Origin of the sequence: Pseudomonas sp. F8002 (assembly GCF_013385495.1) — a bacterium.
GTDB lineage: Bacteria > Pseudomonadota > Gammaproteobacteria > Pseudomonadales > Pseudomonadaceae > Aquipseudomonas.
This window is the reverse complement of the sequence record NZ_JACAPW010000043.1, coordinates 1-14,725: the sequence shown is the minus strand read 5'-3', so window position 1 is coordinate 14,725 and position 14,725 is coordinate 1. Positions and strand designations below refer to the sequence as shown.

Below are 14,725 nucleotides of genomic sequence, written 5' to 3'. Positions count from 1 at the left end.
CGCCTTTTTTTGTGTGTGGAATCAAGACGCCTACCGATCAATACCTGGCTACGCAGAGTACCCGGTAGATCCATCAACCGGGCACTCCCGCCTGTTTAGAAGATATTCAACGGGTACTCGGTAATCAGGCGTGTCTGCACCAGATGCCCCCCGGTGGACGCATCACCATCGTGCCAGGCTTCCCGCAGGCGAAAGGACAGCTTCTTGGCCGGGCCACTCTGCACGACGTATTTCACTTCGGCGTCGGTTTCGTGTTCCTGGTCGTTGGCGCCATAGAACCCGGTGTAGGCCGAATTGCCAGGGGTATGCGTACCGTCGATGCCGGCACCGCGAATATGGCGGGCCATGAAGCTCAGGCCGGGGGCGCCAAAGGCTCCCATGTCCAGGTCATAGCGCATCTGCCAGGACCGCTCGCCCGGGCCGTTGAAGTCGGAGTATTGCACCGAGTCAGCCAGGTTGATCGAGTTGCCGTAGCGCCCGGCACCGACGCCGGCATTGGTCTCCCCAAAGCCGACGTAGTCGAACGGCTCGTCACCATGCACTTTCTGCCCGGCCAGGGTGAAGGTCTGTGCACCCAGGGTGTAGGCAGCCGCCAGCGAGGCTGCGGTGGTGTCGATGGTCCCGGCCTTGGCGCTGCCGTCGTCCAGTGTGCGATAGAGGTTGAAGTCCAGCGCGACGGACTGGTCATCGGTCAGTGGATGAACAAGGTTCAGGTTGACGTAGTACTGATTCCACACGTCTTCCAGGTGTGCTCCGTACAGCGACGCGGTGAATTCCTTGCTGAACTGGTATTTGCCCCCCGCGAAGCTGGCCGACGACGCTTCCACGCCTGCATAGCTGGCGAGAATGTCGCCGCTGCGCGAGGTGGTGGTGGTACCGGTGCCGGAGGTGTAATGGCCAGCCTCCAGGTTCAGGCCGGTGATTTCATGGCTGTCGATCTGGAAGCCTGTTGCGGTCTGTGGCATCAGGTAGTTATCGGCGGTGGCGAACACCGGCGACGTAGGCTGCAGGTCGCCGACCTTGAGCGTGGTATTGGAAATACGGAACTTGACGTCACCACCGGCCTTCGCGAAGCCATGATCCGGATTGCCATTGGCGTCGGACGGTATGTTCGGGCCACCGGCGCGGTCGGTGTCCCCGTCGATGCGCAACGCCAGGTCGGCAAACGCATCAATGCCGATGCCAATGGTGCCTTGAGTGAAGCCCGAGCTGTAGGTCGCCATCAGCGCCTGGCTCCAGTCACGGGTGTGGGCGCCGTTGCCGTTCTGGTTCCAGAACAGGTTGCGGTTGAGGATATTCAAGCTGCTGTCGGCGACAAAGCCCTTGGAGTCGGACTGATCGCTGGCATAGCTCATGGCCGGCAAGGCAAATGCCAGCGCCACGGCCAAGGTATTGAGCTGAAGTAACGGTTGACGTTTTTTCATTATATTTTGCTCCTGTGCACGAGTTCGTGTGGGAGCATTAAGGCGACAGCCCAGGCCATCAACAAATGAAACTGGATGAAGGTTTTGATATCCCTTTTACCAAATTCCAGGCAAAGAAAAGCCCGCGATGGGGAGTGCGGGCTTAAAGGTGTTCACTTAGGAGCTGGAGTGACGATAAGCGCTCGAGTGTGAAAGGGATGTGAAAGGTTGTTGGGTGCGCAGCGTATTTATCACGAGTGATCCTCTCCTCGCACAATCCTTCCGGCCTTCACCTCATCCGCGTACCCGCTGAGCTTTTCCTGCTGAGCCGCGAGCAGTGCACCCATCTTCATCAGGGCGACTGCTTCGTCGGGTGATTTGGCGACCCCCGCGATAGTGGCCAATTGATTGACCGACCAGGCGATAACGGCCGTCGCATCTTCGAGGTCGTAGAACAGTTCCTGCTGTGCGGTCCTTGGGCCGTCGAGCATTTCCATCAGTTCTGCCATTTACCCGTGCTCTCCAAAAAAGTGGTTCAGTGCGATCAGCTCAAGCACCGTTGCGCCAATCCTCCTGTAAGCCGGCGGACACGGCAATCGCGATTTTCCCTTGAATGCCGTTGTTGGGGCTTTCCAGGCGGGAATGGGCGAGCGGGATGTCGGCAAGGGAATAGACCGCGCCAACGTGTGGCCGCAGTTGACCGTTTGCTATCAGTGCGCTCATTTCATCCAGCTTGCCGCGGTTCTGTCGTGTGAAAACGAAGTGATAACTCGCGTTCCTGCCCCAGGCCTGGACGAGGTTCTGGGGGTGCGCCGTGTCCACAATCGTGACCACGCGACCCAGTTGCGCAAGCGCGTCCGGGCTACGGGACAATGTGGTGCCGCCGATGGTATCGAACACCACATCAACGCCACGGCCACCCGTTTCCCGCAGGATGGCGTCGACGTAATCTTCCTTTTCGTAGTCGATGATTACGTCCGCACCCAGGCTTCGCGCGAACTCGACATTGACGTCGCGTACGGTGGTGAACACCTGGGCGCCAATGGCTTTCGCCAGTTGGATCGCCACATGGCCGACGCCGCCCGCGCCGCCGTGCACCAGGATGCTTTCTCCCACCCTGAGGGCTGCACGCACCACCAGCGCTTCCCAGGCGGTCCCGCCGACCAGGCTCAGGCTTGCTGCTTCAAGATGACTCAGGGCAGGGGGCTTCTTCCCGATAATGCCTTCGGCCGCCACGTGGTATTCGGCATAGCTGCCGGGTCCGTCAAATATTTGCGGGGTGTACCAGACTTCGTCGCCTGGCGCGAAGGACGTAACCCCCGGCCCGACTTCCTCAACGACACCCGATACGTCATGCCCGGTAAGCGCCGGTAGCGGCACCAGGTCAGCGTAGTCGCCACGTCGGACCTGGTAATCCAGCGGGTTGATGGAGGTTGCGTGTACGCGGACCAGGACTTGCCCCGTGTGCGGAACGGGCTTGGGAACGTCGCGAAGTTCGAATGATTCCGGGCCGCCAAATGACTTGAGTATCAACGCCTTCATTGCATTTCCTCGTTTCGATAAAAAGGGATATCGCGAAATCTCGATATTCTGTGGTAAAAAAACTACAAATCTTTCCCTATGATCTCGGCAAGCCTGCGGATGGTGGCTTCATTGCGCTTGTAGTAAGTCCACTGGCCGATGCGCCTGACTTCGACCAGGCCCACCCGTTGCAGCGTTGCCAGGTAACCGGACACCGTCGACTGCGAGAGCCCGATGCCTTCCTGAATACTGCTGACGCACACGCCCACCGTGTGAACGTCCCCTTCATCTTGTGCAGGGAAGTTCTTCTCGGGGTCCTTCAAACCTTTCAGGATTTCGAGGCGTGTCTGGTTTGAGAGGGCTTTGAATATTTCGAGTAAGTCCATGGCGTGATCATATCGAGAATTATCGATATGTCAATGTGTGTCAGATATAAAGGGTAGTCAGTTTCAGGCCTCACCGTAGGCGGCGACCAAGGACCTGTCGCGCTGCGGGCCTCTGAGCTATAACAGTGTAAAAGCACAAAAAACAAACGTGTTTCCGGGCTGTTTTCAAGGAGAGAACTCATGAGTGCCATGGACGCGGGGCAAGTGGTGCCTTGCTACGTAACCTTCGTCGGGCGTGAGGCATCGTGGGCCGGACGCCAATTCATGAGCTTCAGCTATAGCGTCAATGGGCAGCACTTTCACAAGTCTCTCAACGAGACGGTTGACGCTTGGTCAACGATGACGCTTCGTAAAGCTTCGTATGGCTTGCGAGTGGGAGACCCGGTGTCTGTCTGGTGTTCTCTCACCGACCCGGAGGTGTGTTGCATTGGCGAAAAACCAGCAGAGAAACCCGCGATCCTGCGGTGGATAGAGTCTCTCGGAGCGTTAGGGCCGTTATGAAATTGATCCCCACCGTTCGTCCATCGTCCGGCACTCGCGACACCGCACCGTTTCTCATGTTCAAGCACGGACATCCCGCGCTAGAACGGAGAGCCAGCATGGAAATTGACGAGAAGGCCCCTGGAAACGTATCCCAGCAGGGCGTAACGCGCGGTACAGACAATGAAACCGGGCATGATCCTCGGCGCGATCAACCTGAAGCGCCTCTACCGCCGGACGATGACGCCCCTCTGGAAGAGGATATGTCGGATGTGGATGCGGCTGATTCTGTCGCGAGTGAACACCCCGACAACTGACGCACCCGAAGAAGCCCGACCACAGTGTCGGGCTTCTTTGCAGTCAATATTCCGGCCGCCCCGCACTTTTTCCCGTTCTTCCGATCTATCTCTGTCCCGACCACACTAATTTCCGGCGTGGACAGCAGACCCAGACCTGATGCCGATGGATCGCACGTTACCTGTTTTTATCACCCGATGGATGCGTCAGCCGCTGTTGCTGGCTGCGGTTTTGATGCTTTGCGCCAACGGTTGCAGCCAGCAGCAGGGGCGCGATATTGCCACGCAGTTCAGCAACGGCAAGCCCGACGAGTTCTTCCAGACCAGCGTTGATCGCATGGCCACCCTGAGCATGCGCGACAACCTGCAAAGCCTGTATCTGCTGATGAGCAAGCTCTACCTGCGCAACCCCAACCAGTGGCGTCAATCGGGTTACACCGACGCGGTGACCGCCGCCCGGCAAATCCGCCAGGCCATCGAACTTCGCCAACCACTGCCCGCCCTGGGGGATCGTCGCGACCTGGCGGCGCTGAGCTATTCCCTGAGCCCGGAGTTTCGCGGCGACCGGGTGGGCGCCTTCATCTACGCGATCGGCAGCATGCTGGTGACGGCACACGGCGGGCGCACCGAGTTTTATATAACGGACTCGATCAACCCGCAGTTCGTCAGCAATGCCGCGCGCAATATCGAGAAGGCCACCTGGCTGCTCAGTCAGCGCCAGGATGCCAATGGCTCGCTGTTGCTGTTCTCCAACGAGATCTCGGAGGCGGGCAGCAACCTCAGCTTTGCCGTGGAGTTCGGCAAGATCGTCGCGCGCCTCGACCTGTTGACCCAGATGCTCGACGAACGCTACCGGCGCATCGGGCTCAACTACGCGCAAAGCTTGCTGCTGATGAATTTCCTGCCGGTGCAGTGACGATGCGGGCCTCCCTCACACCTCGGTTTGCGCTTTGCCGCGGGCAACGGTTTTCTTCGGCGCGCGCATCAGCAGTGGGCCGAACGTCGCGAGCAAACCGAGCATCACCAGCGGGAAGAACATCAGCTTGCTCAGGCCGAAGTTGCTGACGATGACGGTGATGACGGCGGGGCCCACCAGCATCCCGGAAAATCCGATGCAGTTGACGATGCCGATATTGCGCCCGGCATGTGCCGGGTCCCGGCGCCCGGCGGCGGAGATCATCAACGGTGCGATGCACGAAAGGCCGAGGCCAAACAACGCGAAGCCGACAACGCCGGTTACGGCCGTACCGCCCAATATCGTGGTGATCATGCCGAGGACGCACAACGTACCGCATCCAAACACCACCTGCGCATTACCGAACGCAGCGGCCAGGCGGTCGCCAAAAAGGCGCCCCACGAATGACGCCCCGACGAACAGTGAGACCGCCATGCCTGCGGTCGAGGTGGTGGTCGCGAACTCCCGGCGAATGTATTCCTGGCCCCAGTCGGCAATTGCGTTTTCGCCCATCATGCTGCCCAGCAGCAAGGTGCCGAGAGCGATCATCACCAGCAGTGTCTTGGCCGAAGGGCCCTTGCCGGTTTCGTCCCGGGACTGGGTGCCGGCTTGCCAGTCGTCGAGCTGGGCGTCGGGCACATCATGCTTGCCCAGCAACCATCGGCTGAACACACAGCCCAGAATGAACATCGCCAGGCCCAGTAGGGTGTAAGGCACCAGCACGCTGTCGGTGTAGAACCGGGTCAGCCAGCTGCATGCCATGCCCAGCAGGAAGCCGCCCAGGGAATAGAAGGCATGGAAGCCGGACATGATCGAACGTCGATAAAACCGTTCAACCTGCACGCCGTGGGCATTCAAGGCGGTATCCAGGGCGCCGCGCAACAGCCCCAGCACAGAGCCGAAACACAGCGCAAACCAGAAACCGTTGACGAAGCCCAGCGGGATAATCGAAAGGGGATAGGCGAGGGCGCCAAGGGTAATTACCGGCTTGGCGCCGAAGGTGTCCAGCAGCCGCCCGACCAGCAGCGCACCGGCTGCGGAGCCGACCCCGACCCCGAGGGCAATCAGGCCGAAACTCGAGTCCCCGAGTTCTCCCGTCAGGCCAAGCTGGGTCCTGAACACGCTTACACCGGTGGACCAGATGTACATCATGGCGCCGATCATCATGAAGCCGAGAAAGGTGGCGATACGTGCCTTGCGAATACGCGGGGGGATCGGGGTTTTCTGGAAAGTGCTTATCACGCTGCATGGTCCCTTTTGTTTTTGTGGGGTGGTTATGCAATTTTGGGTTATACGAATAACCTTGCGGAAGTAAAACCTGCACCCTGTGGGCTGTCAATGCTTTATCAATCCAGAATATGTAACAGTAACAAGGCAGTGGCTGGCGCTTGAGTTTTAAGTTATACGTATAACTCCAACTGTCTAGGTATTGGGGTTTCCGTGTCGTCTCAAGAGTTGTTATTGCCGTGCTCCACGCCGCATATGTCGGCCTACCGCTTGACGTTTCTGCTGTCCGGCCTGTGCATGGGCGCCTGGGCGCCGCTGGTTCCCTATGCGCGCAGCCGGGCCGGGGTGGACGACGGCGCATTGGGCATCCTGTTGCTGTGCCTGGGCCTCGGCTCACTGGTGATGATGCCGCTGGCGGGCATCCTGAACGCCCGCAAAGGTTGCCGCTTTACCATGCACATCGGCATCGCCCTGGTGTTTCTGACGCTGCCTCTGCTGGCGACCACACATTCATTCTTGGGCTTGATGTTTGCCCTGACCGTGTTCGGTGCAGGGTGCGGCGCAGTGGATGTGACGATGAACGTACAGGGCGTGATGGTTGAGCGTGCGACCGGGCGGTCCTTGATGTCGGGTTTTCATGGCTTGTTCAGCCTGGGCACGATTGTCAGTGCGGCGGGGATCACCGCGCTGCTCTGGCTGGGCGCCACGCCGTTGCTGGCCAGCAGCGCGGTGATGGCGGCACTGGCTGCGTTTGTCCTGAGTTACGGGCGCCAGATGCTCGGGCGCAGCGGCGAAGAGGGCAGCCCGATCTTTGTGCGGCCCACGCGTAAAGTCCTGGTGCTGGGGGTGCTGTGCCTGTTCGCGTTTCTGGCCGAAGGTGCGATTCTCGACTGGAGCGCGGTGTTCCTGACCCAGGTGCGTGATGTCGAGCCTTCCATTGCAGGCCTGGGCTACGCCTGCTTCGCCGTGATGATGGCGTTGGGGCGCTTGAGTGGCGACCGGATTCTGCTCAGGCTCGGCGCCCGGCTGGTACTGGTGGGCGGTGGCCTGATTGTAATCCTGGGCTTTCTCACGGTGGTGCTCGCGACGAACTGGCAGGTGAACCTGGTGGGGTTTGCGGTCATCGGCATCGGTTTGGCCAATATCGCGCCGGTGTACCTGTCGCTGGCGGGCGCGCAAAAGACCATGCCGGGGGAACTGGCGATTGCCGCTGCCACCAGCCTCGGTTATCTGGGTATCCTGATGGGCCCGGCGGTGATCGGCTTGTTCGCCCACGCGACGAATCTATCCTGCGCGCTGCTGGCGGTTGCCTCGCTGATGGTCGCAATCATGTTCAGTGCCACACGACTGGTTCCGAAGGTTTCCCCTCAACGGGTACACTGAGCGCCTGTTTTTTCATGACCTCGCATGAGGTTTCAAAAGGATTGGGAAGCAAGCGATGGCCGTTTCAATGAAAGACGTAGCACTGGCGGCAGGGGTGTCCCAGCCTGCGGTGTCTTACGCCTACAACCGACCTTCCAAACTGTCCCCGGCCCAGCGCGAGCATATCCTCGAGGTGGCCGCTTCATTGGGCTACCCGGGCCCCAATGTGCTGGGCCGCAGCCTGCGCTCGGGCAAGATCGGCGCCATCGGGTTGATGATGATGGACAAGTTGTCCCTGGCCTTTGCCGACCCGTGCACCATCGCCATGCTGCGCGGCATCAGTGAAGTGGGCGAGTTGGAAAATGTCGCACTGACACTGTTTCCGCTCAACAACAACCGCCTGGTGGGCCGGGGCCCGGCGGCGAGCCACGGCAGCCTGGCCCTGCGCGGGCTGGTGGATGGCCTGATTATCTCGACCCTGCCCGATGATCACCCGGCGGTGCTGGCGGTGGTGAAGCACAGTATTCCGTTCGTGGTGATCGACTCGCCGCTGGTCGAGAATTCGTTTTTTGTCGGCATCGACGATCGCGGTGCGGCTCGCACGCAAATGCAGCATCTGCTGGACCTGGGCCACCGCAAGATCGGCGTCATCATTGACCGCCTCAACCCGGATGGTTACCGCGGCCCGATTGACCTGCAACGCTTCAAAAGTGCCAGTGAGCGGATTGTCCGCGAACGCCTCACCGGTTACGTGGAGGCGGCCACCGCCGCGGGCCTGGCGTTTGAAGACCTGAGCGTGATCGAGGCCGGTGGGCTGGATTCCACGTCCGGCCAGGCCGCAGCGTTCACATTGCTGACCTCCAACGACGTCACGGCAGTGGTGGCGTGCTCGGATGTGATGGCGATTGCCTGCATGAAAACCGCCCACGCCCTCAGTCGCCAAGTGCCGCAGACGCTTTCGGTGATCGGCTTCGACGATATTCCCGAGGCGGTGCAGCTCGGGTTGACCACCATTGCCCAACCCATGGTGGAGAAGGGCGTGTACGCCGCACGCATGCTGACCGAGCAATTGAATGCCCCGGCTGATGCGCCGCTGGCGCCCGAGCAAAAGATTTTCGCCACCAAGCTGGTGGTGCGTACCTCGACCCGCAGTATCCAGCAGGCAGACGCCTGATCCCGTTGGTAAGGGATCGCTGTAGGAGCTGGCTTGCCTGCGATGGCATCGACTCAATACCACTGACAGACCGAGTCGACTGCATCGCAGGCAAGCCAGCTCCCACCTTTACCCGGGCTGCCCCTTGAAGTGTGCCGCTACTCTGAGGGCATTCGCCGCGATGGTCAGTGCCGGATTAACCGCCGCCGACGACGGGAAGAACGAGCTGTCCACCACCCATACATTCTCCAGGTCATGCAGCTTGCAGTTCAGGTCCAGCACGCTGGTGGTTGGGTCCTTGCCCATCACGGCAGTGCCGCACTGGTGGGAGTTCGTCGCGATGCCCATGCGCGCCTTGAGGATCAGCGGATACCCTGCATCACGCATGGTTTGGGTGGCCTTGCTCACCAGTCCTTCATGGGCCTTGAGGTTGTTCGGCGTCCAGTGAACCTTGATCGCACCGCGCTGCGTGTCGTAGGTGACGCGGTTGTCCTGGGTCGGCAGATCTTCCGAGGTCAGGTACAGGTCGACGCTGTGGTCAGTGATATAGCGTGAAGCGAATTTCGGCAGCCAGGGCCGCATGGCACTGATCATCGGCTCGCGGATTTTCCCCAGCATCTGCACGTTACCCAAGGGGAATGCGTTGTGCGGGCTGGCGCTGTACCAGTCGTTGATGGCCAGGGTTTTCTGGAAGGTCACGTTGTTCTTGCGTCGCGGGTCCACCGCCAGCATGAAGGTGCTGTTGTGCACCATGTAGTTACGCCCCAACTGCCCGGAGCTATTGCCCAGGCCATGAGGATGTTGAGCGTTCGCAGACTTGAACAGCAATGCCGCGCTGTTGACTGCGCCGCATGCCAGCACGAAGCGTTTGGCACGCAGTGTCACCTCGCGTCCATCGAACAGACCCCGCGCTTGAGTCACGGTTTTGCCATCGTTATCGGTGTTCAGCTGCCGGATCGTGGTGCGAGTCATCAGCCGAATGCTGCCACTGCGCAGGGCGGGCCTGAGCGCAGAAACTTCGGCGTCGGCCTTGGCCTCCACCAGGCACGGATAGCCATCGCAGGTTGAGCACAATACGCAATCGCCGCCATCGCCATAGTCCACCGCCGCCGGCATCACGAACGGCTTGAGTCCGGCACGCTGCATGCTTTGCTCCAGCGCAACCAGGGCCGGGTCGTGCTTGAGTGCCGGTTGCGGGAAGGGTCCTGAACGCCAGGGTTCGCTTGGGTCAATGCCGGCCTGGCCATGCACGCGGTAGAGTTTTTCCGCTTCGGCGTACCAGGGTTCAAACTCGGCGTAGCTGACGGGCCACGCAGGCGACACGCCCTCGGCATGCTGGATCTCGCCAAAGTCCGCCTCGCGAAACCGTGGCAGCATGGCGCCGTAGAATTTGGTGTTGCCGCCGACGTAATAAAACACCCCCGGCGAAAATGCTTGGTTGGCCTGGTCCAGCCACGGTTCGGCATTGCGATAGCGTCCTTGGCCGAACACCGCTTCAGCGCTCCAGTTCTGGATTTCCCGGGGCAGGAAATCCCCTCGTTCGACGATCACAATATCCAGCCCGCTGTCACGCAGGGCATGGGCGAAGGTCGAACCGCCCATGCCCGAGCCGATAATCACCACGTCACAGTTGATCGTGCCATCTGCATCAGGTGTCACCACGTCGAGGGCGCGCGGTTCGCGCGGCGCCCCCGGTTGTGGATTCAGCTCTGCATGATGCGAAATCAATGCATCACTCATGTGAGCCGCTCCGGCATTTACAGGTGTTGTTCGGAATTACGGATTTGCCAGTACTCATCCTGGCGTTCGTCGGTGATGTATTCCGGAATCGGGAAGTCCCACCAGCCGGGCACCCAAGGGCCAGCCGCATCGCGGTCGGTGGGTACTTCGATCAGCACCGGCACATTCAAATCCAGCGCTTCCTGCAGGATAGGCTCAAGGTCTTCCGGGCGCTCCACACGGTAGGATTTGAGGCCGAAGGCTTCGCCCACCGCCTTGAAGTCCGGGCTGTAGGGCGTGCCGTCCGGGTGGTTGAATTCAGTGCCGATATGGCGGCTGGTCTGCTTGCGCTGGCCACCGCGAATCGACATGTAGCCGGCGTTGTTCTGGATCAGGAACACCACAGGGATATTGTTGGTCACGCAGATCGCAATTTCCTGGGAGGTCATCAGGAAATCGCCATCCCCGAGGATGCACACCACCGGCTGGTCAGGCGCCGCCAGCTTCGCACCGATGGCCGCAGGTACGGCCCAGCCCATGGACGAGAAGCCGCCGGAGGTCAGGTGGGTACGTGGCGTATAGACCGGGAAAGTCTGCTTGACCGCGCCCTGGGTGTTGCCCGAGCCAACCACCACGATGGTGTCCCGCGGGAACACTTTGCGCAGCGCGCCGAGGGGGCGTTGCGAGGTGAACGGAAAGCGATCGGAGTCACGACGGCCCGCCAGTTTGGTCTCCCATTCTTCCTGATAACCGCGCAGGTCGCTCAGGTACTCTTCGCGCTCAACCGTCTCGCCTTTCAGGCTTTCGACAATGGCGGCGAGGGCGTATTTGGCGTCGGCACAAATGCCCACGGTCACCGGGTAGTTCTTGCCGATTTCATGCGGGTCGATGTCGATGTGGATCAGCTTCGACGGCGGGATCGCGAAGGTCACGCCCTTGGCGTAGCTGGACGACGACCAGTCGGTGAAACGGCAGCCCACGGCGATGATCACGTCTGCGGTGGACGCGACTTTATTGCCGCACAGGGTGCCGGTCTGGCCGACACTGCCGGCGAACAACGGGTGATCTTCCGGGAAGCCGCTCTTGCCGTTCCAGGTGGTGACCACCGGGATCTTCCAGGCTTCGGCCAGGGCGAACAATTCCGCGCTGGCTTCGCCGGTAATCACGCCGCCGCCGATCACCAGCACCGGGCGCTTGCTCAGTTTCAGCTCTTCCACTGCGCGTGCGGTGGCTGCCGGGTCCGGGAAGCATTTGCCGATCGGGGTGCGCTCTTCGAGGGCATGCAGGGTCACTTCAGCGGCCTCGGCCTGCACATCCATCGGGATTTCCAGGTGCACCGGCCCGGGGCGTCCGGTGACCATTGCGCTCCAGGCGCGGTGCATCATGAACGGCAACTCTTCAACACGGGTCGCCACCCAATGACGCTTGGTCACGGCCTCGGCGATTTTCGGGAAGTCGTTGTCGGTGTAGCGCTCCAGCTCCTGCAGCAAGCCATGGCCACGCATGTGAGTGGGTGGCCCGCCGGTGATCAGCATCAGGCTGGTGGAGTCGGTAAACGCGGTGGCCATGCCGATCACCGTGTTGGCGGCGCCGGCACCGATGGACGTCACTGCCGCCATCGGCTTGCCGCTCACCCGATAGTAACCGTCGGCGAGGTGCACCGCGCTCTGCTCATGGAACACCTGGATGAACTTGAGCTTGGAGTCTTCTTCGAGGAAGGCGTCGGTCAGGGTCCAGATACCGTGGCCGGGAATACCGGCGACGTATTCGACGCCATAGTTTTTCAGGGTTTGAGCCACGATCTGGCTGCCGGTCAATTTAGTCATGACAGGACTCCTTGGGTTGATGAAACGGAGGGGGTTGCCTCGGCGGTACTGGCTGCACGCCCGCGTGTCGCCCAGTTCAGGCCTTGCTTGGTCAGGCGGCGGATATTCGGGTCGGCGAGGTTGCTGGTGTCGTGCCCGATGGAGTGATAGAACACCCGGCCCTGGCCCCACTGGCGCACCCAGGCCACCGGGCTGCGATGGCCGTTGAGCCAGGGGAAGGGGTTGCCGTCGAAGGTGGTTTCAGCCAGCACATGAATGTTCGGGTCGACCTGCATGTAGTACTGCTCGGACCGTACCTCGAAATCCTCGACGCCCTGGGTCACCTCGTGGCTGTGGTCGATGACGTTGACCTGGTACGGGTGGGGAAAGCCTTCGCCCATCGGGTGTTCGAGGAATGAGCCGCCGAGCACCCAGTGATATTTGAGGCTGGCGCGAAACGCCGCGCCTGCGCCGTGCCAACCCACCAGGCCGGTGCCGCTTTCGATGGCTTCCAGCAGGCGGTTTTCCTGGGACGCGGTGAGCGTCTCGGTAGTGACGGCGTTGTTCCAGCCGATCACGATCAGGTCATAACCGGTCAAGTCCCTGTCCAGTGTGAAGATGTCGGTGGACTCTTCGACCTCGAAATCCAGTTCCTGGAAAACGGTGCGCGCCCATGCCGCAATTTCGTAGGGGAAATGGCCGGGCCAGCCACCGAATAGATACAAGACTCGACTCACGGTTGATCACCTCTTTACGTTGGGTGTGATTGTTAGGTTATACGTATAACCGCTTATTTAACCTATCACTCCGAATCCCTAAGTCAATGGGGCTTACATGTTTTTCATCGGGGGTTATACGAATAACGTCAGCAGCCCGCCGCAGTGCTTCAACACTGCGTCTGTGTTGCGTCAGGTTGCGTCACCAATAGGGAGGCTGCGAAATTGCCCGGGGCAGGGGGGTAGGAAAAGATGGTTGCCAATGCCGGGGGCATGTCGCGTGCCCTCAAGAACCACCTGGAGCCACTGATGATTCGTTACCTGAAAACGCCTAAACCGGTCGAAGCCCAAGCCGAGATTGCCGCCCAAGTCCGCGATACCGTTGAGCGCATCATCGCCAACGTCGCCCGTAACGGCGATGCGGCCGTACGTGAATACTCGAAGCAGTTTGATCAGTGGTCGCCTGTATCTTTCCGGCTGAGCGACGAAGAAATTGCCGCCTGCGTGGCGAGCCTGTCCGAGCAGGAAATCGGCGATATCACCTTTGCCCAGGCCCAGGTCCGGCGCTTCGCCGAGGTGCAAAAAGCCTCGATGCACGATGTGGAAGTCGAGACCTTGCCTGGGGTGATCCTTGGGCATCGCAATATTCCGGTGAACTCGGTGGCTTGCTACATTCCGGGCGGCAAGTACCCGTTGCTGGCGTCGGCGCATATGAGCGTGCTGACGGCCAAGGTGGCCGGGGTGAAGCGCGTTGTTGCGGCCGCGCCGCCGTTTGATGGCAAGCCTCATCCGGCCATTGTGACGGCGATGTATTTGGCGGGTGCCGATGAGATCTATTGCGTGGGCGGGGTGCAGGCGATTGCTGCGTTTGCGTTGGGCACCGATACGTTCAAGCCGGTGGATATGATCGTTGGGCCGGGTAATGCGTATGTGGCCGAGGCCAAGCGTCAGTTGTTCGGCAAGATTGGTATCGACTTGATTGCCGGGCCTACAGAGACACTGGTGATTGCTGATGACAGCAGCGATGTTGAAATCATCGCTGCCGATTTGTTGGGGCAGGCGGAGCATGGGGTTAATTCGCCTGCGGTGTTTTTGACGAACAGTGCGGAGTTGGCGCAAACCCTGCCGGCGGAGATCGAGCGGCAGTTGGCGATCCTGTCCACCGCACCGGTTGCTTCTGTCGCCTGGCGCGACTATGGCGAAATCATCCTGTGCGACAGCGTCGACGAGCTGGTGCAGGAAGCCGATCGCATCGCCTCCGAGCACGTGCAGGTGATGACCCGCGATCCGTTGTATTTCCTGGAGCACATGACCAATTACGGCGCGTTGTTCCTCGGTGAGCGCACCAACGTTTCCTATGGCGATAAGGTGATTGGGACCAACCACACATTGCCTACCACCGGGACTGCGCGGTACACCGGCGGGCTGTGGGTCGGCAAGTTCATCAAGACGTGCACGTATCAGCGGGTGCTGACGGATGAGGCTTCGGTGTTGGTAGGGGAATACTGCTCGCGGCTTTGCGGGATGGAAGGGTTTGCGGGGCACAAGGAGCAGGCGGATATTCGGATTCGTCGTTACAAGAAGCACGGTTGAGGGTACATATCCGTTGTTTGGGTAACGGCGACTATTGGTTCCGCTCTTACAGCGGCTCACTTTTGAAAAGCGCAAAAGTAAGCAAAACGCTCTTGCCCCACCACTCGGC

13 protein-coding genes are annotated in these 14,725 nt (G+C 60.5%); 5 read left to right on the top strand and 8 right to left on the bottom strand.

Going from position 1 to position 14,725, the window contains the following annotated elements; translation table 11 throughout:
* Positions 1 to 95: 95 nt before the first annotated feature.
* The 4 genes from HX811_RS28405 to HX811_RS28390 form a co-directional block, all read right to left on the bottom strand.
* On the bottom strand, positions 96 to 1,424 hold the full coding sequence (locus tag HX811_RS28405; protein ID WP_003219643.1) for an OprD family porin: 1,329 nt from the start codon (positions 1,422 to 1,424) through the stop codon (positions 96 to 98).
* A 230-nt stretch (positions 1,425 to 1,654) separates the two neighbouring features.
* The gene (locus HX811_RS28400; protein WP_003219645.1) at positions 1,655 to 1,912 is read right to left on the bottom strand and encodes a hypothetical protein; all 258 of its coding nucleotides are present in this window, start codon (positions 1,910 to 1,912) and stop codon (positions 1,655 to 1,657) included.
* 40 nt (positions 1,913 to 1,952) lie between these two features.
* On the bottom strand, positions 1,953 to 2,945 hold the full coding sequence (locus tag HX811_RS28395; RefSeq protein ID WP_177048394.1) for a zinc-dependent alcohol dehydrogenase family protein: 993 nt from the start codon (positions 2,943 to 2,945) through the stop codon (positions 1,953 to 1,955).
* Positions 2,946 to 3,007: 62 nt separating this feature from the next.
* A complete protein-coding gene (locus HX811_RS28390) occupies positions 3,008 to 3,310 on the bottom strand; it encodes a helix-turn-helix transcriptional regulator (protein WP_003219649.1) in 303 nt (100 codons plus the stop codon).
* 599 nt (positions 3,311 to 3,909) lie between these two features.
* On the opposite strand from HX811_RS28390, the gene HX811_RS28385 reads away from it, so the two are divergent.
* Complete coding sequence (locus HX811_RS28385; protein WP_177009152.1) at positions 3,910 to 4,107, top strand: hypothetical protein; 198 nt, start codon at positions 3,910 to 3,912, stop codon at positions 4,105 to 4,107.
* A 145-nt stretch (positions 4,108 to 4,252) separates the two neighbouring features.
* Positions 4,253 to 5,002, top strand: a complete 750-nt coding sequence (locus HX811_RS28380; protein WP_003219654.1) for a hypothetical protein — start codon at positions 4,253 to 4,255, stop codon at positions 5,000 to 5,002.
* 15 nt (positions 5,003 to 5,017) lie between these two features.
* Here HX811_RS28380 and HX811_RS28375 read toward each other — a convergent pair whose 3' ends face one another.
* Complete coding sequence (locus HX811_RS28375) at positions 5,018 to 6,280, bottom strand: MFS transporter (protein ID WP_177048463.1); 1,263 nt, start codon at positions 6,278 to 6,280, stop codon at positions 5,018 to 5,020.
* 243 nt (positions 6,281 to 6,523) lie between these two features.
* Here HX811_RS28375 and HX811_RS28370 point away from each other — a divergent pair, with 243 nt between their 5' ends.
* A complete protein-coding gene (locus HX811_RS28370) occupies positions 6,524 to 7,651 on the top strand; it encodes an MFS transporter (RefSeq protein WP_177048461.1) in 1,128 nt (375 codons plus the stop codon).
* 55 nt (positions 7,652 to 7,706) lie between these two features.
* Positions 7,707 to 8,804 carry a LacI family DNA-binding transcriptional regulator gene (locus HX811_RS28365; protein ID WP_008431528.1) on the top strand — a complete coding sequence of 366 codons (1,098 nt, stop codon included), beginning with the start codon at positions 7,707 to 7,709 and terminating at the stop codon, positions 8,802 to 8,804.
* A 108-nt stretch (positions 8,805 to 8,912) separates the two neighbouring features.
* Here the strand turns inward: HX811_RS28365 and HX811_RS28360 are convergent, their stop codons facing one another.
* From HX811_RS28360 to HX811_RS28350, 3 genes are read right to left on the bottom strand one after another with little or no spacing between them, the layout of a single operon-like run.
* Positions 8,913 to 10,523 (bottom strand): GMC oxidoreductase, encoded by a 1,611-nt coding sequence (locus HX811_RS28360; protein ID WP_102369430.1) that lies wholly within the window; start codon positions 10,521 to 10,523, stop codon positions 8,913 to 8,915.
* 17 nt (positions 10,524 to 10,540) lie between these two features.
* Positions 10,541 to 12,328 (bottom strand): thiamine pyrophosphate-binding protein, encoded by a 1,788-nt coding sequence (locus HX811_RS28355; RefSeq protein ID WP_102604522.1) that lies wholly within the window; start codon positions 12,326 to 12,328, stop codon positions 10,541 to 10,543.
* Positions 12,325 to 13,044, bottom strand: a complete 720-nt coding sequence (locus HX811_RS28350) for a ThuA domain-containing protein (protein WP_032898774.1) — start codon at positions 13,042 to 13,044, stop codon at positions 12,325 to 12,327. Before HX811_RS28350 ends, HX811_RS28355 begins: the two co-directional genes overlap by 4 nt.
* Before the next feature lie 288 nt (positions 13,045 to 13,332).
* On the opposite strand from HX811_RS28350, the gene hisD reads away from it, so the two are divergent.
* The gene (hisD, locus tag HX811_RS28345; protein ID WP_008431521.1) at positions 13,333 to 14,616 is read left to right on the top strand and encodes a histidinol dehydrogenase; all 1,284 of its coding nucleotides are present in this window, start codon (positions 13,333 to 13,335) and stop codon (positions 14,614 to 14,616) included.
* The last annotated feature ends 109 nt before the right edge of the window (positions 14,617 to 14,725 follow it).

What these genes read in the sequence shown, in the direction of transcription:
- HX811_RS28400 (WP_003219645.1), bottom strand. Translation starts at nt 1,912, where the DNA reads ATGGCAGAACTGATGGAAATGCTCGACGGCCCAAGGACCGCACAGCAG.
- HX811_RS28405 (WP_003219643.1), bottom strand. Translation starts at nt 1,424, where the DNA reads ATGAAAAAACGTCAACCGTTACTTCAGCTCAATACCTTGGCCGTGGCG.
- HX811_RS28390 (WP_003219649.1), bottom strand. Translation starts at nt 3,310, where the DNA reads ATGGACTTACTCGAAATATTCAAAGCCCTCTCAAACCAGACACGCCTC.
- HX811_RS28365 (WP_008431528.1), top strand. Translation starts at nt 7,707, where the DNA reads ATGGCCGTTTCAATGAAAGACGTAGCACTGGCGGCAGGGGTGTCCCAG.
- hisD (WP_008431521.1), top strand. Translation starts at nt 13,333, where the DNA reads ATGATTCGTTACCTGAAAACGCCTAAACCGGTCGAAGCCCAAGCCGAG.
- HX811_RS28385 (WP_177009152.1), top strand. Translation starts at nt 3,910, where the DNA reads ATGGAAATTGACGAGAAGGCCCCTGGAAACGTATCCCAGCAGGGCGTA.
- HX811_RS28370 (WP_177048461.1), top strand. Translation starts at nt 6,524, where the DNA reads ATGTCGGCCTACCGCTTGACGTTTCTGCTGTCCGGCCTGTGCATGGGC.
- HX811_RS28395 (WP_177048394.1), bottom strand. Translation starts at nt 2,945, where the DNA reads ATGAAGGCGTTGATACTCAAGTCATTTGGCGGCCCGGAATCATTCGAA.
- HX811_RS28360 (WP_102369430.1), bottom strand. Translation starts at nt 10,523, where the DNA reads ATGAGTGATGCATTGATTTCGCATCATGCAGAGCTGAATCCACAACCG.
- HX811_RS28380 (WP_003219654.1), top strand. Translation starts at nt 4,253, where the DNA reads ATGGATCGCACGTTACCTGTTTTTATCACCCGATGGATGCGTCAGCCG.
- HX811_RS28355 (WP_102604522.1), bottom strand. Translation starts at nt 12,328, where the DNA reads ATGACTAAATTGACCGGCAGCCAGATCGTGGCTCAAACCCTGAAAAAC.